At 43.0% G+C, this 22,250-nt stretch carries 25 protein-coding genes and 1 pseudogene; 23 read left to right on the top strand and 3 right to left on the bottom strand.

Features of this window, described 5'->3' with window-relative positions:
• Positions 1–64: 64 nt before the first annotated feature.
• From BGM23_RS18400 to BGM23_RS18380, 5 genes are all read left to right on the top strand, one after another.
• The gene (locus BGM23_RS18400) at positions 65–976 is read left to right on the top strand and encodes a diacylglycerol kinase (protein WP_003233894.1); all 912 of its coding nucleotides are present in this window, start codon (positions 65–67) and stop codon (positions 974–976) included.
• Positions 977–1,031: 55 nt separating this feature from the next.
• Positions 1,032–2,414, top strand: coding sequence for a 23S rRNA (uracil(1939)-C(5))-methyltransferase RlmD (rlmD, locus tag BGM23_RS18395; RefSeq protein ID WP_029726609.1), 1,383 nt, complete (start codon positions 1,032–1,034; stop codon positions 2,412–2,414).
• A 319-nt stretch (positions 2,415–2,733) separates the two neighbouring features.
• Positions 2,734–3,747, top strand: a complete 1,014-nt coding sequence (locus BGM23_RS18390; protein ID WP_029726610.1) for a nucleoid-associated protein — start codon at positions 2,734–2,736, stop codon at positions 3,745–3,747.
• A gap of 1 nt (position 3,748) precedes the next feature.
• Positions 3,749–4,696: a GapS4a family protein gene (gene gapS4a, locus BGM23_RS18385; RefSeq protein WP_029726611.1), complete on the top strand. Its 948-nt coding sequence runs from the start codon at positions 3,749–3,751 to the stop codon at positions 4,694–4,696.
• On the top strand, positions 4,693–5,829 hold the full coding sequence (locus BGM23_RS18380; protein ID WP_029726612.1) for a hypothetical protein: 1,137 nt from the start codon (positions 4,693–4,695) through the stop codon (positions 5,827–5,829). The genes gapS4a and BGM23_RS18380 overlap by 4 nt, the downstream gene beginning before the upstream one ends.
• Before the next feature lie 301 nt (positions 5,830–6,130).
• On the opposite strand, the gene BGM23_RS22435 is transcribed toward BGM23_RS18380, so the two are convergent.
• The 3 genes from BGM23_RS22435 to BGM23_RS18370 are packed head-to-tail and all read right to left on the bottom strand — an operon-like array spanning position 6,131 to position 8,760.
• Entirely contained in the window at positions 6,131–6,208 is a 78-nt protein-coding gene (locus BGM23_RS22435; protein WP_375847161.1) for a hypothetical protein, read from the bottom strand.
• Positions 6,209–6,263: 55 nt separating this feature from the next.
• The gene (locus BGM23_RS18375; protein WP_053581898.1) at positions 6,264–6,749 is read right to left on the bottom strand and encodes an LXG family T7SS effector immunity protein YezG; all 486 of its coding nucleotides are present in this window, start codon (positions 6,747–6,749) and stop codon (positions 6,264–6,266) included.
• 4 nt (positions 6,750–6,753) lie between these two features.
• A complete protein-coding gene (locus BGM23_RS18370; RefSeq protein ID WP_029726614.1) occupies positions 6,754–8,760 on the bottom strand; it encodes a T7SS effector LXG polymorphic toxin in 2,007 nt (668 codons plus the stop codon).
• Between the two features lie 166 nt (positions 8,761–8,926).
• On the opposite strand from BGM23_RS18370, the gene BGM23_RS18365 reads away from it, so the two are divergent.
• The 18 genes and pseudogenes from BGM23_RS18365 to yesN all read left to right on the top strand — a co-directional run bounded on the left by BGM23_RS18365 (position 8,927) and on the right by yesN (position 22,248).
• The gene (locus tag BGM23_RS18365) at positions 8,927–9,265 is read left to right on the top strand and encodes a hypothetical protein (RefSeq protein ID WP_029726615.1); all 339 of its coding nucleotides are present in this window, start codon (positions 8,927–8,929) and stop codon (positions 9,263–9,265) included.
• Between the two features lie 12 nt (positions 9,266–9,277).
• Positions 9,278–10,198 (top strand): DUF5655 domain-containing protein, encoded by a 921-nt coding sequence (locus BGM23_RS18360; RefSeq protein ID WP_029726616.1) that lies wholly within the window; start codon positions 9,278–9,280, stop codon positions 10,196–10,198.
• Between the two features lie 156 nt (positions 10,199–10,354).
• Positions 10,355–11,515: a lysozyme inhibitor LprI family protein gene (locus BGM23_RS18355; RefSeq protein ID WP_029726617.1), complete on the top strand. Its 1,161-nt coding sequence runs from the start codon at positions 10,355–10,357 to the stop codon at positions 11,513–11,515.
• A gap of 145 nt (positions 11,516–11,660) precedes the next feature.
• Positions 11,661–12,791 (top strand): response regulator aspartate phosphatase RapH, encoded by a 1,131-nt coding sequence (gene rapH, locus BGM23_RS18350; protein ID WP_029726618.1) that lies wholly within the window; start codon positions 11,661–11,663, stop codon positions 12,789–12,791.
• Positions 12,781–12,954, top strand: coding sequence for a phosphatase RapH inhibitor PhrH (gene phrH / locus BGM23_RS18345; protein ID WP_029726619.1), 174 nt, complete (start codon positions 12,781–12,783; stop codon positions 12,952–12,954). Before rapH ends, phrH begins: the two co-directional genes overlap by 11 nt.
• Before the next feature lie 159 nt (positions 12,955–13,113).
• On the top strand, positions 13,114–13,833 hold the full coding sequence (locus BGM23_RS18340) for a YebC/PmpR family DNA-binding transcriptional regulator (protein ID WP_003233863.1): 720 nt from the start codon (positions 13,114–13,116) through the stop codon (positions 13,831–13,833).
• 133 nt (positions 13,834–13,966) lie between these two features.
• Complete coding sequence (gene yeeK, locus BGM23_RS18335; RefSeq protein WP_029726620.1) at positions 13,967–14,383, top strand: spore coat protein YeeK; 417 nt, start codon at positions 13,967–13,969, stop codon at positions 14,381–14,383.
• A 114-nt stretch (positions 14,384–14,497) separates the two neighbouring features.
• A complete protein-coding gene (locus BGM23_RS18330) occupies positions 14,498–15,082 on the top strand; it encodes a TetR/AcrR family transcriptional regulator (RefSeq protein ID WP_029726622.1) in 585 nt (194 codons plus the stop codon).
• A 78-nt stretch (positions 15,083–15,160) separates the two neighbouring features.
• Positions 15,161–15,604, top strand: coding sequence for a nuclear transport factor 2 family protein (locus BGM23_RS18325; RefSeq protein ID WP_029726623.1), 444 nt, complete (start codon positions 15,161–15,163; stop codon positions 15,602–15,604).
• Positions 15,601–16,449, top strand: coding sequence for an NmrA family NAD(P)-binding protein (locus BGM23_RS18320; protein ID WP_029726624.1), 849 nt, complete (start codon positions 15,601–15,603; stop codon positions 16,447–16,449). The genes BGM23_RS18325 and BGM23_RS18320 overlap by 4 nt, the downstream gene beginning before the upstream one ends.
• 146 nt (positions 16,450–16,595) lie before the next feature.
• Positions 16,596–16,844 (top strand): spore coat-associated protein CotJA, encoded by a 249-nt coding sequence (cotJA, locus tag BGM23_RS18315; protein WP_003219489.1) that lies wholly within the window; start codon positions 16,596–16,598, stop codon positions 16,842–16,844.
• Positions 16,828–17,091: a spore coat protein CotJB gene (gene cotJB / locus BGM23_RS18310; RefSeq protein WP_003219491.1), complete on the top strand. Its 264-nt coding sequence runs from the start codon at positions 16,828–16,830 to the stop codon at positions 17,089–17,091. The genes cotJA and cotJB overlap by 17 nt, the downstream gene beginning before the upstream one ends.
• Before the next feature lie 14 nt (positions 17,092–17,105).
• Positions 17,106–17,675 carry a spore coat protein CotJC gene (gene cotJC, locus BGM23_RS18305; protein ID WP_003233850.1) on the top strand — a complete coding sequence of 190 codons (570 nt, stop codon included), beginning with the start codon at positions 17,106–17,108 and terminating at the stop codon, positions 17,673–17,675.
• Between the two features lie 124 nt (positions 17,676–17,799).
• Complete coding sequence (locus BGM23_RS18300; RefSeq protein ID WP_019712805.1) at positions 17,800–18,342, top strand: GNAT family N-acetyltransferase; 543 nt, start codon at positions 17,800–17,802, stop codon at positions 18,340–18,342.
• A 22-nt stretch (positions 18,343–18,364) separates the two neighbouring features.
• Positions 18,365–18,668: pseudogene (locus tag BGM23_RS18295) on the top strand (YesK-like family protein).
• 114 nt (positions 18,669–18,782) lie between these two features.
• Positions 18,783–19,412 (top strand): YesL family protein, encoded by a 630-nt coding sequence (locus BGM23_RS18290; protein WP_082359967.1) that lies wholly within the window; start codon positions 18,783–18,785, stop codon positions 19,410–19,412.
• Positions 19,409–21,142 carry a two-component system sensor histidine kinase YesM gene (yesM, locus tag BGM23_RS18285; RefSeq protein WP_029726626.1) on the top strand — a complete coding sequence of 578 codons (1,734 nt, stop codon included), beginning with the start codon at positions 19,409–19,411 and terminating at the stop codon, positions 21,140–21,142. Before BGM23_RS18290 ends, yesM begins: the two co-directional genes overlap by 4 nt.
• Positions 21,142–22,248 carry a two-component system response regulator YesN gene (gene yesN / locus BGM23_RS18280; RefSeq protein ID WP_029726627.1) on the top strand — a complete coding sequence of 369 codons (1,107 nt, stop codon included), beginning with the start codon at positions 21,142–21,144 and terminating at the stop codon, positions 22,246–22,248. Before yesM ends, yesN begins: the two co-directional genes overlap by 1 nt.
• Positions 22,249–22,250: the final 2 nt, after the last annotated feature.

Below are 22,250 nucleotides of genomic sequence, written 5' to 3'. Positions count from 1 at the left end.
TAGTATAATTAAAGGTTGTTAGTGTAAAAATGGATCGGATACTCTTAAGTAGGATGATGAGATAATGAAACGTGCACGCATAATATACAATCCGACTTCAGGACGGGAGATCTTTAAAAAGCATCTTGCCCAGGTCCTGCAAAAATTTGAACAAGCCGGCTATGAAACCTCCACCCATGCGACGACATGCGCAGGAGACGCTACACACGCTGCCAAGGAAGCGGCATTGCGTGAGTTTGACCTGATCATTGCGGCAGGCGGAGACGGAACGATCAACGAGGTCGTCAACGGGCTTGCGCCTTTAGACAACCGTCCGACACTCGGTGTGATTCCTGTCGGCACAACGAACGACTTTGCCAGAGCGCTCGGCATTCCGCGAGAGGATATTTTAAAAGCGGCAGATACTGTCATTAACGGCGTTGCCCGCCCAATTGATATCGGACAGGTCAACGGCCAGTATTTTATCAATATCGCCGGAGGAGGCCGTCTGACAGAGCTGACGTACGACGTGCCAAGCAAACTCAAAACAATGCTAGGCCAGCTTGCTTATTATTTAAAAGGAATGGAAATGCTGCCTTCACTTCGTCCGACAGAAGTCGAGATTGAATATGACGGCAAGCTGTTTCAAGGTGAAATCATGCTGTTTTTGGTCACGCTGACAAATTCCGTCGGCGGGTTCGAAAAGCTCGCGCCGGATTCCAGCCTGAATGACGGCATGTTTGATTTGATGATACTAAAGAAAGCAAACCTTGCTGAATTTATCAGGGTCGCCACGATGGCGCTTCGCGGCGAACACATCAACGACCAGCACATTATTTATACAAAAGCGAACCGCGTGAAAGTCAATGTATCAGAAAAGATGCAGCTGAACCTGGACGGCGAGTACGGCGGCATGCTGCCGGGCGAATTCGTGAATCTGTATCGACACATTCACGTCGTCATGCCGAAGGAGAAAGCGGAACAGCTGGATGACTAAAACTTGGCTTGAATAGCCAAGTTTTTCTTTCGCTTAAAACAAGAGGTGAACATACATGAAAATGAAACCCCCAGTAGAAAAAAATGAATACTACGACGTGACATTTGAGGATTTGACCCACGAAGGAGCGGGCGTCGCAAAGATCCAAGGCTTCCCGATCTTCGTGCCGAACGCCCTGCCGGAGGAAAAAGCCCAAATCAAAGTGACACGCGTCAAAAAAGGGTTCGCCTTCGGCCGTCTGATTGAGCTGAAGGAAGAAAGCCCGCATAGAACGGACGCCCCATGCCCGATTTACAAGCAATGCGGAGGCTGTCAGCTTCAGCACATGACCTACGAAGGACAGCTCCTGTTTAAACAGAAACAAGTCAAAGACGTCTTAGAACGCATCGGCAAGCTGGACCTTTCAAACGTCACCGTGCACCCGACTCTCGGCATGGAAGACCCGTGGAACTACAGAAACAAAGCGCAGGTGCCGGTAGGAGAACGGGAAGGCGGACTCGTCGCGGGATTCTATCAGCAAAGAAGCCATGACATCATTGACATGAGCGGCTGCCTGATCCAGCAATCCAAAAACGACGAAGCCGTCCAAGCCGTCAAAGACATTTGCGCAAACTACGGTGTCAAAGCCTACAATGAAGAACGCCACAAAGGCTGGCTCCGACACATCATGGTCAGATACGGCGTTGTTACGGGCGAAATGATGATCGTCTTCATCACAAAAACAAACGATTTCCCGCATAAAGCGAAGATCATCGAAGACATCACAGCTCAATTCCCGCACGTCAAATCCATCGTGCAAAACATCAACCCGAACAAAACAAACGTCATTTTTGGCAACGAAACAAACGTCATCTGGGGCGAAGAATACATCTACGACCTCATCGGAGACGTCAAATTCGCCATTTCCGCCAGATCGTTTTATCAGGTCAACCCAGAGCAGACAAAGGTGCTCTACGACAAAGCGCTTGAGTACGCGGAGTTGAAAGGCGAAGAAACCGTCATTGACGCCTACTGCGGCATCGGAACGATTTCTCTCTTCCTGGCAAAGCAGGCGAAAAAAGTGTACGGTGTAGAGATTGTGCCGGAAGCAATTGCAGATGCGAAGCGAAATGCTGAATTAAACGGCATCACAAACGCTGAGTTTGCGGTTGGAGAAGCGGAAACCGTGATTCCGAAGTGGTATGAAGAAGGCATTACGGCCGATACGCTAGTCGTCGACCCGCCAAGAAAAGGCTGCGACGAAGCCCTCCTGCGGACGATTGTGGAGATGAAGCCGAAGCGGGTGGTGTATGTGTCCTGTAATCCGGGGACGCTTGCGAGAGATTTGCGGGTGCTTGAGGATGGCGGGTATCAGACGCTCGAAGTGCAGCCTGTGGATATGTTTCCGCATACGAATCATGTGGAGTGTGTCTCACAATTAATTTTAAAAGATAGTTGAGGGGGATAAATCCTTCTCAACTTTTATGATTTTTTATAACTTTACCTTCAGTTCCATACCGACTGTTCTAAATGTAGAAACACAACTACTAAATTGTTTTCTTGATGGCAGTAATGTGAGTGAAAGCGCTTTCTTATCTTGTGTAGTTTACTCTACAAAAATTTTAAAATCTTTGTTATGAAAAGTGTAATGTAAAATGAGAATAGATTGATTTGTAGAGAAAAATAGACAAATACTGATAAAAATATGGCATAATTAAACATAGACGTATATTATAGTTAATAACGTAATGTCAATGGTTATGAAAGAGGGTAATTAGATGATTGATTTAAGTAAGTGTGAACTTGAAAAAGCAATTATACACTATATCGCAAATCCTCTGGAAAAGGTGAAAAGTGTTATTTCAAACAATGTGATAGATGATAACGTACTTTTTCAAAAACCATTCTTAAAATTATCTTTTAATAAATTTGAAGAAAATGAAATATGCGAATTTTCCCATGAATCAGAGATAAATCTTAATGAGGTTTATTTTTTTTCTAGTCAAATACTAAAAGACGGGCATGATTTTATTACAAATTCTCAGAACATAGCAAAACACCTTATAGAAGTATCTCGGCATCCAAACATTAAAGGTGGAGAATTACTCATATTAAAATTTAAAGGTGCTAGATACGAAGATAAAGAAGTGGAAATCTTAAGTATTATAAAAGTTGAAGATAAAGAGCAATTTTTACAAGTTAATAATTTGGATGAAAAACTAACCGTTTCCAGTTTCAAGGGCATTGACCTAAAACAAAACAATAAACTCGGATTAATTATGTTTTTTAAGGAAAAAAGTGAATTCTTAGTTTTTGTAAATAATAGAAGAAAAGATGATGCAGTATTTTGGAAAGAGAACTTTCTAAATGTAAAGTACAAAGTTGATGATAGGTATAAGACAGAGCATCTATTAAAAGAGTGTAGAAAATTTATAAGTAATAGTTCTAAATTTTCTCCAGAAGAAAAAGTAGAGTATCTATCAAAAAGTATTGAATTTTTTAAAGAGGAAACTTATTTTGATACTGAGAAGTATTTTGAAAAGGTATTTAAAGAGAAAAATGAGGATATTGATTATTTGCATGAGCAAATAAAGCCATTAGAAACCAATATTGCTCCAGATACAGTAAGAAAAGTTGAGAAGAAGTTTGTTAAAACAATAGTACTTGATGATGATATAAAAATAAGAATATCAATGGGTGATATCGGTGGAATGAGTGATATATTGGAAAAAGGTTTTGATGTAGAGAAAAATAAGAGTTTTTACAAGATTTATTTTGAGGAGGAGAAATAGAGTGGCAGGAGGAGAGGGAGCAAAAAATTCAGGAGAACTTGGAGAAAAAATTGTAGCTAGATTGTTAGAGATGTTCGGTTGGATAAAGCCAGATAGCGGGGTTACAATAAAATGTATTCGAAGTAAAAAACATGGTAATGAAACTAAATCTAGGCTAAAACATGGAATTGATAATGTATATCAATATAAATCAAACCTAATAGATAATACTAGACAAGACGTATTAGTGAGCGTGAAGTGTAGAGATAAATATCCGGCTACTGAAGTAGGAATAAAATCCAAATTCAGAGAATTTTATGAAGATCTTTCTGCAGCAGCAGAATGCTATCCATCTTCAGATTTGTTTAAGAGAAGAATTAAAGGTACAAAGGCAAGAAAAATAGATGGTGTAATTTTCTGGATTGATAGGAATGCTAGTGAAGGCACAGAGTATATTGGTTTGTTGGATAAGTTAGATAACGTTAGGGTAACAGAAACATCTGCATTAGACTCTTTAACACTTGTGGACAATAAAAGAGCGCAATTTCTCTTTGAGGCAATTTCTTTTGCACATCAAGAATATGGGGAAAAAAATGTGGAGTATTTTTATCTTGATTCAGGTTTAAATAACTCTTCAATAGATAAAATATATTCAGGAAAACAGTTACCGCTTGAATATATTTCCTCACCTGTAATACCATTTTCTATTAATATTAACGGAAACAAGACATTACTTTTGGTAACTGAAGAACTTTTCGATGAGAATTATTTAAAGCGATTAATTGGTTTAGCTCAATCTTTTACAAGGGATTGGTCAAGTGAAGTGGTAATTGTTTTTCCTGACTATCATGATTTGCATCATAAAGATGCGGTAGGGAATGCTTACAGTTCTTTTAGTTCAGAGGAATTTATTGAGAAGGTAAAATTGAAGAAGTTGAATCCTGACTTTAGGGATGGTGTTTTTCAATGAATAGAGATTCATCGGTATTACTCCCAAACGGAGAAAAATTAAAGCCACTATTAAAGAAATCAGTAATTACGGAAAGCGATATGCAAAAGCTTTTGAAAAAAAGAGGTGTCTTTAATGTAAGTAAAGACAGAAAAAATGCTGTGCAATTTCTTACAACAACGTTGATTAGTCCGAAAGAGTTTGAAGAATTACAAGAAATTCAAAAAACAAAAGAAGATAATGTGAAAGTGAGAAATACTGCTTTACAAAGTAAGACTAAAAACGATCTTGTTGAAGTAATTGACACTGATTTGATAGATAGTGAGGAATTAGAAAAATTAGAGGATACTTGTACTTTTCAAACAGACACGGCCTTAAATGTAGAAAATGAAAATCATTTATATATCGAGTATGAAGTACTAAGAGAAGATGTGACATTAGATTGGGCACATATTAATAGAAAATTTTCAGGTAGAATAGATATTATCAAAGATGTTGATACAGGTGACATACGTTTTTCTAGTGAGTATACGTCAGGTGAAACTGAAGAAATTAATTCTGAGATAATTAAAAAAATAAGCACCTCATTAAAAGAACAAGATGAAATTGAGACGAGTACTATATTAGCACAGTACAGCTCGGATAAATTGAACAATAGTTATCGAATGAAATTTATGTTAGCTCTAGCGAATGATATTCACGAAGAAAATCTAAAATTTAACGCCGTTAAAAATATTGAGATTGGTAGAGATAAAGCTCAGCAAGTTGCAATGCAAGAAGCAGGGTTACTTTTTGATGATGGTGTTAGAAATGTGATAATTAATGGTGAAAAGGGGGAAACATTAAATAACATAGAATATATTGTTAATGAAGCTTATTACAATTTTTTAATACTTAGAGCACTTCAGGTTGAGTATAAATTTGATTATGGATATGCAAAAGGTGTTTGTATTCTTGAATTTGGGTTTCCGCATTTTTTCAGGAAATCTAAAAAGTCTAAAGAGTTTGAAGTTATAGTTAATAAAGTATTTCTTAATAAAGGGAGTAGGAGTGAGAATATAAAATCAGTTACAAGGAAGATACTAAAAGATTTTAATAGTTTCTATCAAAAAGAATTTAATGCTATGCAGGAACAACAAGAACATCACGACTAGGGATCGTAAACCACTATACATAAGTCCTAAACTTATCTAAATAAATATTTATTATTTGATTTCACATATCTTTAAAAAGTTATTGTTAAATGTGGAATGTGTCCGTTGTGCTTTTCAAGAAAGACAAATTAAAAATATAAGCCTCTCGAGTTCAGAGAGGCTTATATTCGTTTATATAAAGTTTTATATATTAAATCAAGTCCTAATTTTACAAGTCAGTTAACAATTAGGGAATGCATGTTACTATAAGAATATCAACAAGCAAAAAATGAGAGTTTTATAATCCTAACTTTGTGGTGTGTTAAAGAAAAATAAACTTCTGATAAATCTCAAATATTTCCGCATAAAGAACGATTTTTGTCCATTCAGATGGAATCATTTCATTAAGTTGTTCTGCTATTTGTTGATATAACTGTCCCATATCAGAAATTAATTTAAATTTTTCCTTCGTTAGCCTTGATATACTCCTCTAAAAAGTCTCTTACCGTTTTCCTTTTTGGCAGTAAACCTAGATTTTTATACACCCAAACAGCCTTTCTTTGAGATCCATTTAGCTCTGAAGCAATTACATCTTCATAATTATAATCTATAGAAAACTGGCCTGTCCTATTTAGTTTCAAAGTCAAGTTCGTCCAAGTTTCTGGATTATTTTCCTTATATTCTTCGCGTAATTCTTCGAATGATTCTTGAAGTTCGATTAATAAATCATCATAAATATCTTCGCTTACATTAAAATGTTCTGGAATGTTATGTGAGTATAAGAATTCATTCTCGCCCGGTATATTAAAATAAAAATATACTTCCGAAGAGTCGTCTAATATTTCAGCGTAAAGATATACATTTTCCCATTCAGAGGGAATGATTGCATTTATCTGATTTGCTATTCTTTGATATAAGTCACCCATTTTTGGTGTTTCCATGATCTCAACCTCCGGATTGATTCTTTAATGTTACTTTTTCAAAATCAGCATCTCCAATTCTGTACTTAACGATGAATTTGTCTGGTCTTAGTGAATCACCTTTATATATGGCTTTTATATTAACGTTAACTTTTTGCGGAGGTTCTTCTTTAAGAGCCTTTGCCCATTCTTGCTCCATTTCATACCATCTGCCGCCGCTCCTATTAATCTGAGAATTCATCGGCACGATGTTGTCGAATTGACCTGAGCCTTTGAATTGAGTGGCGATTAGGTGGCCTCCGTCGTCATCAGTCAGACGGTCTGGTTTACCTGCTTTTGACTGTGCATATTGGTTGCGTTTTGCTTCTCCCAGCTGCAAGTCTGCTTTGACACTTGTAATTCTACCATAGTTGTCAGTGGTGTACGTGTAGCCTTCTTTTGTTTTATAGATGACATTCGGCTTCAATACTTTCTTCCTGGTCCATTTTGCGTAGTGCTCGCCATATTTGACGGTTACCGGCGGTACATGTGGCGCTGGAGTTCGTCTTCCGCTTGATGACGTTCCGTATGGTTTCGGAAGGATGACCTTGGCGAATTTTTGCAGTCCCTCTTTAAGTGTGACCCCGTTGACTGCGTTGTAAGGAACGCCTGCCGGCACTAAATCGTGACGGGGATGATAGGGGAGAATATCCGCAAGTGTGAGATCACCGATTTGATTTAACTTGGTTTTGACGTGTTTTTTTGATACTTCAATGCCTGTGTTTACTTTTTGTTTGATGTGATCAACGGTTTGTTTTGAGACCGTTATGGCTTTTTGGGCTGTTGCTGATTTGCTTGCTGCTGTTTTGACTTTGGTCGTCACTTTGGCGGCTGTGCCAGTTTTTGAGACGGCTCCTACGCCTTTTGTGCCGACAATTGATGTGACAACAGTGCCAACCGCATATGACACCCATCTTGCTCTTGAGTAGGTGTCACCATTCACCATGTCTTTTTGATACGATTCTTCGATTGCCGCTGAAATGGCTTCATACGTTTTGATCGGGTGAGCCATCGCTCCGGTAATCGCTTCAACGGTTCCTCCCGGATCTGTGACCATATCCCACAGGCCTACGACCGCGTCTTTCCCGGAATCATAAAGGCCGACGGCAACCCCTTTGAAGCCTGCTTCAAACTCACGCGTGTTTTCAATTTGGGTGAAATATCTCTGTTGTTCTGCTGTCAGATTTTCATAGCCGATCGTTTTTGCCATTTCGTAGAATTCATCGGCATCTGCATAATCGTAGTTTTTCAGTCTTTCTTTTAATTTTTCAATCTTGCGTTCCTTCGCTTCCTCTTTCTTAATCTTCAAGTAAGCATCCGTCCGCTTTTCAATGTCGCCTTTTTTCTTATGTATGTCGCTCTCACGGTAAGCCTTGGCGTTGTAGTGGATGGGTGTGGCGTTTTTGCCTTTGCCTGTTGCTTCTTGGAGCTTTTGGAAGTCGGATTTGATGAATTGTTCGTTTGGTTCTGACAGGGCGTATTCTGTCTTCAGGTCTTCGTCCAAGGCGTCCAATTTTTCCAGTGTTTTTTTGCGTTTGTCGTTGGCATCTGCCAGCTCGTCTTTGAAGGTTTCTGTTGAAAACAGGTCGAGCGGGAGGATGTCGTCGATATCGTTTAAGATATCTTTCATCGCTTTTTTCTGTTCAGACATGATGGATTTCGATTTTTTGTGCGCATTTTCCAGTTCATGCTCCAGGAAAGATTCTTCGATGTATGCGTCAGAGAGGCCTTTGTCCTCGGCGGCTCCGGCGATGCTGTTGAAAAATGCGATTTTCATGTCGATGTAGTCGATCCATTGGTCGGTGACGCCGACGTGGTCGTGATAGAAGGCTTTGATGTTGCTGGCGCCTTTTCCTGAAAATTCGCTGTCACTGAGATCAGCGACGCTTTTTAACGCTTTTCTCAAATTTACCATTTGCGTTCTTAGTTCTTTGTACTCTTTTGCACGGTCTGTCGCTTCCGAAAGCAGTGTTTTCGCTTCAAATACTTTCATGACCATTTCCCTTCTTTTATTCGCTCAATATCAAAATTTTACCACGGGGCGGGATGGGGGTGGGTGTGAGAACGTGTTTTGGTGGAAAAATGAGTCATTTGGCATGTGTCTAAGTGCACCGTTTTGATAAGATGATGATAGATCAATAAAAAGGGGAAGAGCTCATTTGGATAAAGATTTCTTAATCATAAAGATCAAGGATATTCAAAAAGGCGACACGCTAACGAACCGCGCTTGCGGGAACTGGGATATGAAATTGTCCAGAGCAAAGGAATGTAAACGGGCAATTGTTGTTCGGAGCGGTGTGATTTTAAATGTTTACAAGATCGTTGACGCTTGGGAATCTGAAGAACCCGCCAAGATCACTAAAACGAATAATAGAGTCCGGTTTCAATTGGCAGAGTGCCGTGACTATTCTTATTTAATTGGCAGTACACTGAAAACAAAAACGCAAAATCCGGTTTCGAGTCTATCCTTAGAAACCTTAATGGAACTAGTAAAATAAAAGGAGCCCAGCATGTATCTCTATAAAGTAAACAACCAAAATCAGCTAGAAGATATTCGCGAGAAACCGTTTAAAAAAGAAAAAGAGATTCAGGATTTATTTGAGACCAATCTTCAGCAAATGTTGGGGCTCAGTTTTGTGAAATCTGAATTCAGGATTAGCAATTTCCGCATTGATACGTTAGCGTTTGATGCTGAGACGAAATCTTTTGTGATTATCGAGTATAAAAATACGAAGAACTTCAGTGTTGTTGACCAGGGCTACGCCTATTTAGCGGCAATGCTCAATCATAAAGCTGATTTCATTCTTGAGTACAATGAGAATCATGATCGTCCGTTAAAGCGGGATGATGTGGATTGGTCGCAGTCGAAGGTCATTTTTATTTCACCTGTTTTTACGGTGTATCAAAAGCAATCCATCCATTTTAAAGACCTGCCAATTGAATTATGGGAGATTAAAAGGTACGAAAATGATCTGATCCAGTTGAATCAAATGAAGGCTGATGGCGTCTCCGAGTCGATTAAGACCATTTCGCAGCAAAGTGAGACCATTCAAGAGGTCAGCAAAGAAATTAAAGTGTTTTCTGAAGAGGATCATCTTGCAGATAAACCGTTTGACATCATAGAGCTTTATCAGCAGCTAAAGGAATTCATTTTTAATTTGGACGATCATATTTCAATCAAACCGACAAAGCTTTATATTGCGTTTACATCTAGTAAGCGAAACTTCGTTGATATTCTACTTTTAAAAAGCGGACTTAAGGTGTGGGTGAATATGAAAAAGGGAGAATTGCATGATCCCGAGGAGAAAATGCGCGATGTCTCTGAGACCGGTCACTGGGGAAATGGAGACTATGAGATTTTCATAAAAGATGACGAACACATTGAATATATTATGGGGTTGATCAAACAATCCTATGAGAAAAATAAGTGAGAACTTCCATTGAGAAGTTCTTTTTTATTGTGGCATAGCTAAAGAAGAATTCATTTCAGTCTCTTTCTGCCTATGTAAAAATCAAATGTACAAACCTACAAAAGACCTATAAAATAAGAAAGCTACCATGAGAGAGCAGAAGGGTGAGAAGAGACAATGAGTTATAAATTGGGTGCGCTGCTTTTATCTGTTTTATTCCTATTATCGGCGTGTTCTGATAGCGGAGCTTCTGATAAGGATCAGGAAAAGCAAGCTGTGAAGAAAGCGAGCGTTGCGAAGCTGACAGAGCAGGAAGTAAAATCAGCTTTGAAAAACGATATTGATTCGATCTTCAACGCATTTGATAAAGCGGGAACAGAAAACGGCTGGAGCACAACGAATAAGGCTGATTTCAGCAAGCTGCGGCCTAGTCTGCTGCCTTATGCAACAGAGACGTTTGCAGATCAGACCTTAAAGGATTTGGCTGGGGAGTACTTTTGCGAGTGTGATGCTCCTTTTCAATCCGGCACTGATTTTGATGTGCGTTTTACATATGAACAGAACAAGAATAAGATAGAGGCTTCATCAATAGACCCGGCAACAGAATTAAACAACATGGGCACGGCATGGACATTTGAATTGGTGAAGCAAGATGGCGATTGGAAGATCAACAAATGGGACAGTAAGTCGCTTCAAGGGGATGATATCAAGCTGACAAAAGAAGAAGCAAAAACGATTCTGTCTAGAAACGGTGAAACGGCGGAATTTGTGAAGTCCTATGAATCGAAGGCTGCCGGCGGAACAGCTTATCTTTTCAATGTGAAAAGTTCAAATGGGGAAAGACAGGCGGCGATCAGCTCAAAGGATACCAGTATAGTGAGTGATAATGAAGACGAGACTGAGGCTCCGGAGCAAGAAAAAGTTCAAACGGCTGAGGAAACCGAGTCATCAGATAACGCGGATACACAGAGCAGTGAGCAGGAAAAGGGAAACACAAAAGCAGATTATGCTGCCAAATTGTCAGCGACAGAACAGAAAGAAAAGCACAATGACTATCAAAGTGATTATCAGATGATTGAGGATTACGGTTACAATTATCAAATGTGGGACGGATTGCTGAACGAGATATACGGCGTGCTGCAAAAACAGCTTCCTGCTTCAGACATGGCGGCATTAAAAGTGAAACAGCGCCAATGGATGAAGGATAGGGATGCTGCGGCCCAGAAACGATATGATGAGGAGGGCGGCGGTTCATTATCCCGAGTCGTCCAAACGGAAGAGCTTGCCAAACAGACGAAAGAGCGCTGTTACGAGCTCGTGAATACGTATATGAAATAGAATGACAAAGACCCTTGGGTAAAGGGTCTTTTTTGCGTAGAAAAACAAATTGACAGGATGAAAAAACAATTTCTTCCTTCTGTATTGTTTTCAAAATTTGGGATTGATAGAATATGACATATCTCATAGAGAAGGAGGGAAGCCGTTGAGTCAAGCCATACCGTCTTCGCGTGTTGGTGTTAAGATTAATGAATGGTATAAAATGATTCGCCAGTTCAGTGTTCCGGATGCTGAGGTTCTGAAAGCGGAGGTGGAGCAGGACATTCAGAGGATGGAAGAGGATCAGGATTTGCTGATCTATTATTCTCTGATGTGTTTCCGGCACCAGCTGATGCTGGATTATTTGGAGCCGGGACAACCTTACGGGAATCGCCCTACAGTGACAGAGCTTCTTGAATCGATTGAGACCCCTCAGAAAAAACTCACAGGCCTTTTGAAATACTACTCTTTGTTTTTCCGCGGCATGTATGAATTTGATCAAAAAGAATATGTGGAAGCGATCGGGTATTATCGCGAGGCGGAGAAAGAACTGCCGTTTGTGTCAGATGAAATTGAGAAAGCGGAATTCCATTTTAAAGTGGCCGAAGCGTATTATCACATGAAGCAAACCCATGTGTCGATGCATCATATTCTTCAAGCCTTAGACATTTATCAAAAAAATCCCCTATACAGCATTAGAACGATACAAAGCTTGTTTGTGATCGCCGGCAACTATGATGATTTCAAACATTATGATAAAGCGCTCCCGCATTTAGAGGCGGCGCTGGAATTGGCAATGGACATTCAAAATGACAGGTTTATCGCCATTTCTCTATTGAACATCGCGAACAGCTATGACAGATCAGGAGATGATCAGATGGCTGTAGAACATTTCCAAAAAGCGGCGAAAGTAAGCAGAGAGAAAGTGCCTGATCTGCTTCCGAAAGTCTTGTTTGGATTAAGCTGGACATTATGTAAAGCGGGCCAAACACAGAAGGCGTTTCAGTTCATAGAGGAAGGATTAGACCATATCACAGCACGTTCTCACAAATTTTATAAAGAATTGTTTCTGTTCTTGCAGGCCGTGTACAAGGAGACTGTTGACGAACGAAAAATTCATGATCTTATAAGCTATTTCGAAAAAAAGAACCTGCACGCGTACATTGAAGCATGTGCCCGGAGTGCTGCCGCTGTTTTTGAAATCAGCTGTCACTTTGAACAAGCCGCTGCGTTTTATCGGAAAGTGCTGAAAGCCCAAGAAGATATTCTAAAAGGAGAGTGTTTATATGCCTATTAAGAAAAAAGTGATGATGTGCCTAGCTGTTACTCTAGTTTTCGGAAGCATGTCGTTTCCAACCCTGACAAACTCCGGCGGATTTAAGAAATCAACAGATCGAAATACGACGTATATCGATCATTCCCCTTACAAACTCAGTGATCAGAAGAAAGCCCTTAGCTAGGGCTTTTTCTTGCTTTACGGAAGACGTTCCATTTTCCACATCGCGGCATTCCTTCTATTTCTAACGCAAGACACTCGAAACAACCAAACCATTTGAGGTATAATGGATAAAGTGAATAACAGTATTTAGATTGATATATATGAAAGAGAGTGGAACATCATGGGCCGTAAGTGGAACAATATTAAAGAGAAGAAGGCGTCTAAGGACGCAAATACGAGTCGGATTTATGCGAAGTTTGGCCGTGAGATTTATGTGGCGGCGAAACAGGGCGAGCCTGATCCGGAATCCAACCAGGCGCTGAAGGTTGTGCTTGAGCGTGCGAAGACTTACAGCGTGCCGAAAAACATCATTGAACGTGCGATCGAGAAGGCGAAGGGCGGAGCGGAAGAGAATTACGATGAGCTTCGCTATGAGGGCTTCGGGCCGAACGGATCAATGATTATCGTTGATGCGCTGACGAATAATGTAAACCGTACGGCGCCGGAAGTGCGTGCGGCGTTCGGGAAAAACGGCGGAAACATGGGTGTGAGCGGATCTGTTGCTTACATGTTTGATGCGACGGCTGTAATCGGTGTGGAAGGCAAAACTGCTGACGAAGCGCTTGAAATCCTGATGGAAGCGGATGTTGATGTACGTGACATTTTAGAAGAGGATGACAGCGTGATCGTATATGCTGAGCCTGATCAATTCCATGCGGTGCAAGAGGCGTTTAAAAACGCGGGTGTCGAGGAATTTACAGTAGCGGAGCTGACAATGCTTGCGCAAAGTGAAGTAACGCTTCCGGATGATGCAAAGGAACAGTTTGAAAAATTGATTGATGCATTAGAAGATTTGGAAGATGTTCAGCAGGTATATCATAACGTTGATTTAGGTGAGTAAGGAGTGAGCAGGCTGTTATGGCCTGCTTTTTTTGTCCTGGAAATTGTTTTAGCTGTATGTAGGCGGCCGCCTATACGATCTGTAAGATATTCTCATACTCTGGACTGTAACCTATGTGAAGGAGAGAGTGAATATGACTGATACAAGACATATGTATGGCGGACCTGGTTTTGGTCATTATCAGGGCTTTGGTATTGGCTATCCGGGCTATGGCATGCAAAGCACAGGCTATCCGGGCTATGGCATGTATGGAGGCTACCCAGATCATGGCATACATGGCGGAGTCGGCGGGTATCCGGGCTATGGTGGTGGGTACGGTGGTTACCCAAGCGGCGGCTATGGAGGCTCTCCGGGAACTGTAAGTTATCCGAACATGCACCATGAAAATGATGGCCATCACCACTATTATCACCATCATCATGATGGAAAAGATAACCTTCATCACCATCATCACCATGTTGGAAAGGATAATCACCACCACCATCATGATGGTCATTATGGCCACCATCACCACCATATGGGCCACTGGGGAAAAGACGGTTATAAATAAAGAAGATGATGGTATAAAGAGGACACTCTTGCAGATCAAGAGTGTTTTTTATCTTTTTTTCTTGATTGTTCAGTCTGGAAACTGGTAACATTTGTTTCGGGAGGTGATCGTCTTTTGGGGAGGAATAAAGAATTTGATACGGCGCTTGTTCTTCACAGGGCGATAGAGGTTTTCGGAGAGTATGGCTACGAAGGAACGTCTCTTCAGGATCTGCTCTCTCATTTAGGCATTGCGCGCCAGAGCTTGTATGATACGTATGGCACGAAGCGTGATTTGTTTTTGTCCGCTGTGAAAACGTATCTTGAAGGGAAAAACACTGCCGTTATGGAAAGGCTTGAAGCGCCAGGAGCTGTAAAAGAAGCCATTCGTGATATTTTTCAGGAAGGTGTCAATGCTTTGAGGGATCCTGAACGGGCGAAGGCGTGCTACATTATGAACAGTGCGATTGAACAGATCCCGCATGACCCTGAGCTTGCCCGGTATTTTGAAAGACAATCCAAGCAGCTTGAGGACGCTTTTTATCAGGCGCTTTTAAGGGCGAAGGATCAAGGAGAATTGAATGGCGAAGATCCTGATATATCTGCGCTCGCCCGGTACCTGAATCAGAGCAGGCTGTCACTGACATTTATTGCAAAAGTGACGGCAGATATGGATCGGCTTCAGGACCATGTTGACGTGAGTTTATCAGTGCTTGATTAACATGTGGTAAAGGATTCTTTGCCCATGTATGTACTTTTTGGACTGAATAGTCTAGAAATAAAAATGAGGTGATGATGAATGTTGATGAATGAGTTTGAAAAAGCATGTGAAACATTGAGAAAGTTTATGGCTTATATGCTTGAGAAGGACATGAAGAGCTGGATGGAGCTTTGGGATGAGGATGCTGTATTTGAGTTTCCTTATGCGCCGGAGGGATCACCAAAAAAAATAGAAGGAAAAGCGGCCATTTACAACTATATTAAGGATTATCCTAAGCAGATTCATCTTTCTTCATTTACCACTCCGACAGTGTACCGTTCAGCAGACTCGAATACAGTGATTGCGGAGTTTCAATGTGACGGCCATGTGATTGAGACTGGACTGCCTTATCGCCAAAGTTATATCAGTGTCATCGAAACGAGAGACGGCTGCATTGTGCGTTATAAGGATTATTGGAATCCGCTTGTTGTAAAAGAGGCCTTTGGAGGATCATTTTTGCAAACAGAGGAGAGTGGGAAATGATGAAACAGAATCCGATTTTAATCACGGGCGGGACTGGCACAGTCGGCAGTCGAATCGCCAGCCGTTTAATAAAGCTGGGATACAGAGTGCGTATTGCAAGCCGAAAAAAGGGCGCGCTTGCAAGTGCGGAGTATGTGTATTTTGATTGGAAGGATGCCTCTAGTTTTACGCTTGCTCTGGAACAGGTAAAAGACATCTATCTTGTTGCTCCGGTTGGTGTACTTGATCCGGCTCCCTATGTGCTTCCCTTTTTAAAGGAAGCAAAGCGTCTCGGCGCAAAGCGGGTAGTGATGCAAAGTGCGTCTGTTGTCTCCGAGAACGGTCCCGTGTTTGGCGCGCTTCACCAGGCAGTGCGCGAGTTTCCAGAATGGACGGTGCTGCGGCCCTCATACTTTATGCAAAATTTCATCAATGTCCAGCATCGCATGTCTATTCAAACGGAGGGGCGCATCACAACGGCTTCGGGTGAAGGAAAACTTGGGTTTATTGACGCTGATGACATCGCAGAAACAGCCGTCAGGGCTTTGATTGATGATGTTCCTCATCAAACACATCATATTCTGACAGGTCCCGAGGCGCTGAGCTATGCCGAAGCGGCGGAGATCATTGGAGCTGCGGCGGGACGCCGGGTGGAGCATGTCAGCATTTCTCGTTCCGAGCTGCAGCATAAAATGGAGGCAGGAGGTTTGCCCGCGGATTATGCCCATTTTATGGCGAAGCTTGATGAGGCAATCAGCCATGGTGCGGAACATCGGGTAACGGATACAGTGAAGCGTGTGACGGGAAAAGAACCTCGTTCGCTGTCAGAGTTTGCGGCTGCTCATGCTGTGTATTGGAAACACTGATCTTATTTCAGACTAAATAGTCTAGAAAGACCTTCGGCGCTTCCGAAGGTCTTCTTATTGAAAAAGCTAAGTCGTGTTTCAGTCATAATCCTGCCTCCTGCCTCATACCTATTAAGGTCATTGTTTTTGAGAAAGGAGGAGCCGGAATGAAGGATATGCAGCCGTTTACGCCTGTCAAATCATATACGCCCTTTCACAGCCGTTTTGATCCCTGTCCGCCTATAGGGAAGAAATATTACAGAACGCCCCCTAACCTTTATATGACCTTTCAGCCTGAGCACATGGAGCAGTTTTCGCCGATGGAGGCTTTGAGGAAAGGCACCCTTTGGAAGGATCTCTATGATTTTTATGAAAACCCTTATCGAGGGGGAGACGCACATGGCAAAAAAGGTTGACGCCGAATATTATCGTCAGCTTGAGCAAATACAGGCTGCTGATTTTGTGCTTGTTGAGCTGAGTCTTTATTTAAATACACATCCTCATGATGAAGATGCGCTGAAGCAATTCAATCAATATTCCGGCTATTCAAGGCACTTAAAAAGACAGTTCGAATCCTCTTACGGACCGCTTCTGCAGTTCGGAAACAGCCCCGCGGGCAAGGATTGGGATTGGGGAAAAGGGCCATGGCCGTGGCAAGTATAAGGAGGAATGCCTGAATGTGGGTGTATGAAAAGAAGCTGCAATACCCTGTCAAGGTCAGTACGTGCAACCCGACGCTGGCGAAGTATTTGATTGAGCAGTATGGCGGAGCGGACGGCGAGCTGGCCGCAGCTCTCCGGTATTTGAACCAGCGTTATACGATTCCTGATAAGGTCATCGGCCTTTTAACAGATATCGGCACGGAGGAGTTTGCCCATTTGGAAATGATTGCGACCATGGTCTATAAGTTAACAAAAGACGCCACACCGGAGCAGCTGCGTGAAGCTGGGCTTGGCGATCATTACGTCAATCACGACAGCGCGCTTTTTTATCATAATGCGGCGGGCGTGCCGTTTACCGCGAGCTATATCCAAGCGAAGGGCGATCCGATTGCCGATTTATACGAAGATATTGCCGCAGAAGAAAAGGCGCGGGCGACGTATCAATGGCTGATTGATATTTCGGATGATCCTGATTTAAACGATTCCCTGCGTTTTTTGCGTGAGCGTGAAATCGTACACTCTATGCGCTTCAGAGAAGCGGTTGAAATTTTAAAAGAAGAACGGGATAAAAAGAAGATTTTCTAATAGGCAGATTGGCCTCTCTTTCATACACCCTTTTACATACAGAGAAAATGGTCTGTTTTTGCAGTTTGGTCTGCATTATAATCAAGATGTGTGTGCAAGCTTACTTTTTGATTGGGAGGCCTTTATGTCAGCTTTTAAGATTGAGAACGAAACGATTGCAGATGGATTTTACGCGTGTCCGGCCGTCTATGAGGATGCAGAATCGATTACCGGGTTGCTCGTCCGAACAGCTGAATGGCTCCGGGATCGGGGTTCTAACCAATGGAGCGGACTTCTAAAAGGGCAAGATATACATGATATCACGGGGTCAATTGAAAAGGGACATGTGTTTGTGTTTAAAAAAGATGAAGAGCTTGCGGCTGTCGTGATGCTGCTGCCTGAACCGAGCGAGTGGGACCGGGCGCTTTGGGGAGACGATGGGCATGAGGAGTCCATTTATTTGCATCGCCTCGCAGTAAGCCGCCGGTTTGCGGGACAGGGGCTTGGAGCCCGCGTCCTTCAATGGGCGGAGACGGGCATACACTTTCCGGAAAAAACGCGGATCCGGCTTGACTGTGTCGCTGATAGCGACGCCCTGCATTCCTTTTATCGGCGTATGGGATATGAATTCATGGGTGCTGATGCGTCCGGATATCATTTGTTTGAGAAAGAGATTACGGCAGAATAAGCGTCCTTTGCAGGGGGCTTTTTTGTCTTTTTCTAAAAGGGAGGGCAGGCGATGTGTGGGCAATATTATTTGTGACAGGGATCGTGACGGCTTGTCTGTTTGCTGGCGTATCCGTTTTGATGCGGATGAGATTTCCTGACAAAAGTCGGCCGGAATGGATGTTGGCCGGGCTGATCGTCCTTGGTGTGTTTCTGATCTGGTAGAGCCTCGTGTATGTACGCGGCTGGGAAGGGGCTGCGCTCGGAATGCTTGGATTCAATGTCATTTTCGGAGCCATTGCCGGATATTTGATCGATAAGGCCATCCGGCGTTACAGGAAAAGATAAGGCTGCTGCCGTCTCTCATCATGTCGAAATTTTCACAGACCGGCAGGAATTTTCTTTCGAAAGGAGAAATACATATTACTTTAAAATGAAAGCGTTTTCCAAAGCGGGAAGGTGATGTTGATGATACACAGTGTGACAAATGGGCTGAATGGTTTTTGTACGTGGGTGATGAGATTGGCCTATTTGAATGTGCTTTGGATTTTGTTTTCTCTTGCAGGCCTGGTTGTGTTTGGGCTGATGCCCGCTACTGCCGCGATGTTTACAGTGGCGAGAGAATGGGCGAAGGGGAATACAGATGCCCCGGTGTTTTCTGTCTTTTTTCGGACGTTTAAAAAGGAATGGCGGGCATCACAGATCCTCGGGCTTATCGTTGTGACGGCTGCCCTGTTTCTGTTTGCGGATATGCGGATAGCGGCACAGATGGACCAGCCTGTGCTCGTCAATGTATTCCTGAGCATTAGTTTGATTTTCGCGTTTGTTGTGCTGTATGTGTTCCCGGTATTTTCTCATTTTGACGTAAAAATCAGAGAGGTGCTGAGCATCAGCTTTTTCATTGCTTTCAGCCGTCCGGCGGTGACGCTTTTGATGGCGGCGGGCGCTGTCGGTGTGCTTTGTCTCGTTCTGTTTCATGTCACGTTTCTATTGTTTTTCAGCGGGAGTTTACTCAGCCTGATCTTAACGAAGCTGTCCTTTAAAGCGTTTCGGTCAATGGATCAGCGGCAGGAGAAAGAAAAGGCGGCATGAAGAAAAGAGTTGCTGGCTGGTACAGGCGGATGAAGATTAAGGATAAGCTGTTTGTGTTTCTATCGTTGATTATGGCCGTATCCTTTCTGTTTGTATACAGCGGGGTCCAGTATGCCTTTCATGTGTATGATGAGCAGATTTACCGCAAGTCCTCGGAGGTGCTTCGGATGTCTTCTGAAAGGATCGAAGACGAGCTGAAGAAGATAGAGGATGTGTCATATGAAATCATTACGGACGAACAGATTCAGCGCATCCTGAGCATGCAAAATCGCGATGATACGTACGATCAGTATCAAATGAAGCAGGAGCTCTGGGATCAGCTGGCTGGATATGCCAGCGATGAAAAGTACATCGATTCCATTCATGTGATTGATGCCCGCGGCTCAGAGTATTCAGCCGGAAGCAGTTCTTCAGATCTTTTGCAGCAGGAGCAGGAAGAGGTATTTAAGCGAGTGAAAGCGAAAAATGGAAGAAATCTTTGGATGACGCTCGGCGGGTCAGATCCTGTCCTGATTTCAGCACGGCAGATCAGGTCCTATCACCAGCTGAGTCTGAACGGCTTGGGCATGGTGCTGATCCAAGTCAATGTAAAACAAATGATTCGTGATGTGCCGAAGGATTGGGGCGATTCAGTCGGAGACATTATGATTGCTGACCAAGGCGGGAATTTGGTGTATACGGCACATGCATCAGCGCATGTTCCTGAGGCAGCAAAAGAGACGCTGAAGCACCCCGGTTATGACTTGATAAAAAAGAATGGCAAACGTTACTTTATTTCTTATCTTCAATCATCCTACCAAAATTGGAGCTACTATAACGTTATCCCCTTTGATCAGATATTCGCGAAAATTTCCTTTATGAAAACAGTGATCGGCACATGCTTTCTCCTCTTTTTCTGTGTGGTTTTGCTTTTCGGAAGGAAAATCGCCAACAGCATCACGGAGCCGATTGAACAGCTTGTGACCGCGATGAAATCGGTGCAGCACGGCGGCATTGAAGCAGGTGTGTCGCTTTCTCTGCCGGAACATACACAGGATGAGGCCGGCATGCTGAACCGTCATTTTACTGTCATGATGAAACGGATTAATGAGCTGATGGAAGAAAATGTGGAAAAACAGCTCATCATTAAAGAAACCGAATTGAAAGCACTGCAAGCCCAGATCAATCCGCATTTTTTATATAACACGCTCGAGTCCATCAATTGGCTGGCCAAGGCGAATCAGCAAAAGCAAATCTCAAAAATGGTGGAATCGCTCGGTTTTCTTCTGCGAAACAGCATACATATGAAGAAGGATATCGTGACCATTCAGGAGGAGGCGGACATCGTACTCCACTATATGACCATTCAGCGATTTCGATTTGAAGAGCGTCTGAACTTCACGTTGGATATTGACGATGAGGTCAAGCATTGCCTCATTCCGAAACTGACGCTCCAGCCGCTTGCGGAAAATGCGATTCAATACGCGCTTGAACCCTTTACAAGGCCGTGCGCCATCCGGATTCAGGCGAAAAAGGTGAAGGGCTGTGTCTGTATGACGGTCGAAGATAACGGCCCTGGCATGGATGGACGGATTCTTGAATCAACGGGCGGAAGAGGAATCGGACTTTGGAATATTCGCGAGCGCATCAGCCTGACATTCGGAGAGCCATACGGCTTGCGGATTCATAGTGAGCATGAAAAGGGGACGAGGATTGTGATCACAATACCGTGCCGAAATGAGGTGGTGTGATGTATAAAATACTGCTGGCTGATGATGAGAGGATTATCCTTGATGGAATGGCGGGAATCATTGAGTGGGAGTCGCTTGGCGCCTCATTGATCGGTAAAGCGCAGAACGGACATGAAGCATATGAAAAGATTGTACATAAGCAGCCGCATATCGTCATCACAGACGTCAAAATGCCCGGCATGGACGGACTTGAGTTGATCAAAAAGGTGTCGGCCATCAGCCCGTCGGTGCAATTTATCGTCCTGTCCGGGTTTGGAGAGTTTGAGTACGCAAAGGAAGCCATGAAATATGGGGTGAAGCATTATTTGCTGAAGCCCTGCAATGAACAGCAGATTATCAGCTCGCTGGAGGAAATCATTGCTGAGCTGAAGCGGCAAGATGTGCACGAAAAGAAAACAGCCCATCTGAAACACGAGCTGGACCATATCCGTTCCTTTGCAGCCGATCAATACTTGGAAGGCTTGATCGCCGGTGTGGCCCAGCTGTCTCCGCCGCCTTCACTTGCCGGAAAAAAGATCCGCCTCTTGATCTTAAAAGGGGAACAATCTATTGATGCCGCAGCCAGAGAGGCATTCGGGTCGGCACTGACAGCGGTTTGCAGCAGCGGAGAATGGACCGTACTCGCCGTAGAGGAGAACGCCGCTGAAAAGGTGGCGGAGGTTTTTGCAACCCGCAAGCTGGCCATCAGTCAGGCGGGAGAACTCCGGCACGCGGGGCAGCTGTTTCGTGACACAGCTGAAGCGTCTGGTGACCTGCATGGGAGCGCAGTGATTTCAAAAATGATCAGGCTTATTGCCGACGAGCTCGGAAATCCGAATCTATCCTTAAAATGGGCGGCGAAGGATATGCTGTTTATGAATCCTGATTATCTCGGGAAGTTATTTAAGCAGGAAACAGGCGAGAAATTTTCCCAATATGTTACACGGGTGCGTCTTGAGCATGCGATGAAGCAGATGAAAATAAAGAGGGACGTGAGCGTTTCAGAAATTGCTGAAGAAATCGGGTTTGGCGATAATCCGAAGTATTTCAGTCTTGTTTTTAAAAAATATACCGGTCTGACACCGTCAGAATTCAGAAGAAAACAGGGAGGCGCTTCCGCAGGATAGCC

Origin of the sequence: Bacillus sp. FJAT-14266, from assembly GCF_001719225.1 — a bacterium.
Lineage (GTDB): Bacteria > Bacillota > Bacilli > Bacillales > Bacillaceae > Bacillus > Bacillus subtilis.
This window is presented reverse-complemented; position numbering and strand designations above follow the sequence as displayed.

Bases quoted from the DNA above. Each gene is read 5' to 3' on its own strand.
- BGM23_RS18400 (WP_003233894.1), top strand. From the start codon at position 65: ATGAAACGTGCACGCATAATATACAATCCGACTTCAGGACGGGAGATC.
- rlmD (WP_029726609.1), top strand. From the start codon at position 1,032: ATGAAAATGAAACCCCCAGTAGAAAAAAATGAATACTACGACGTGACA.
- BGM23_RS18390 (WP_029726610.1), top strand. From the start codon at position 2,734: ATGATTGATTTAAGTAAGTGTGAACTTGAAAAAGCAATTATACACTAT.
- BGM23_RS18380 (WP_029726612.1), top strand. From the start codon at position 4,693: ATGAATAGAGATTCATCGGTATTACTCCCAAACGGAGAAAAATTAAAG.
- BGM23_RS22435 (WP_375847161.1), bottom strand. From the start codon at position 6,208: ATGATTCCATCTGAATGGACAAAAATCGTTCTTTATGCGGAAATATTT.
- BGM23_RS18375 (WP_053581898.1), bottom strand. From the start codon at position 6,749: ATGGAAACACCAAAAATGGGTGACTTATATCAAAGAATAGCAAATCAG.
- BGM23_RS18370 (WP_029726614.1), bottom strand. From the start codon at position 8,760: ATGAAAGTATTTGAAGCGAAAACACTGCTTTCGGAAGCGACAGACCGT.
- BGM23_RS18360 (WP_029726616.1), top strand. From the start codon at position 9,278: ATGTATCTCTATAAAGTAAACAACCAAAATCAGCTAGAAGATATTCGC.
- BGM23_RS18355 (WP_029726617.1), top strand. From the start codon at position 10,355: ATGAGTTATAAATTGGGTGCGCTGCTTTTATCTGTTTTATTCCTATTA.
- phrH (WP_029726619.1), top strand. From the start codon at position 12,781: ATGCCTATTAAGAAAAAAGTGATGATGTGCCTAGCTGTTACTCTAGTT.
- BGM23_RS18340 (WP_003233863.1), top strand. From the start codon at position 13,114: ATGGGCCGTAAGTGGAACAATATTAAAGAGAAGAAGGCGTCTAAGGAC.
- yeeK (WP_029726620.1), top strand. From the start codon at position 13,967: ATGACTGATACAAGACATATGTATGGCGGACCTGGTTTTGGTCATTAT.
- BGM23_RS18325 (WP_029726623.1), top strand. From the start codon at position 15,161: ATGTTGATGAATGAGTTTGAAAAAGCATGTGAAACATTGAGAAAGTTT.
- BGM23_RS18320 (WP_029726624.1), top strand. From the start codon at position 15,601: ATGATGAAACAGAATCCGATTTTAATCACGGGCGGGACTGGCACAGTC.
- cotJA (WP_003219489.1), top strand. From the start codon at position 16,596: ATGAAGGATATGCAGCCGTTTACGCCTGTCAAATCATATACGCCCTTT.
- cotJB (WP_003219491.1), top strand. From the start codon at position 16,828: ATGGCAAAAAAGGTTGACGCCGAATATTATCGTCAGCTTGAGCAAATA.
- cotJC (WP_003233850.1), top strand. From the start codon at position 17,106: ATGTGGGTGTATGAAAAGAAGCTGCAATACCCTGTCAAGGTCAGTACG.
- BGM23_RS18300 (WP_019712805.1), top strand. From the start codon at position 17,800: ATGTCAGCTTTTAAGATTGAGAACGAAACGATTGCAGATGGATTTTAC.
- BGM23_RS18290 (WP_082359967.1), top strand. From the start codon at position 18,783: ATGTTGATGATACACAGTGTGACAAATGGGCTGAATGGTTTTTGTACG.
- yesM (WP_029726626.1), top strand. From the start codon at position 19,409: ATGAAGAAAAGAGTTGCTGGCTGGTACAGGCGGATGAAGATTAAGGAT.
- yesN (WP_029726627.1), top strand. From the start codon at position 21,142: ATGTATAAAATACTGCTGGCTGATGATGAGAGGATTATCCTTGATGGA.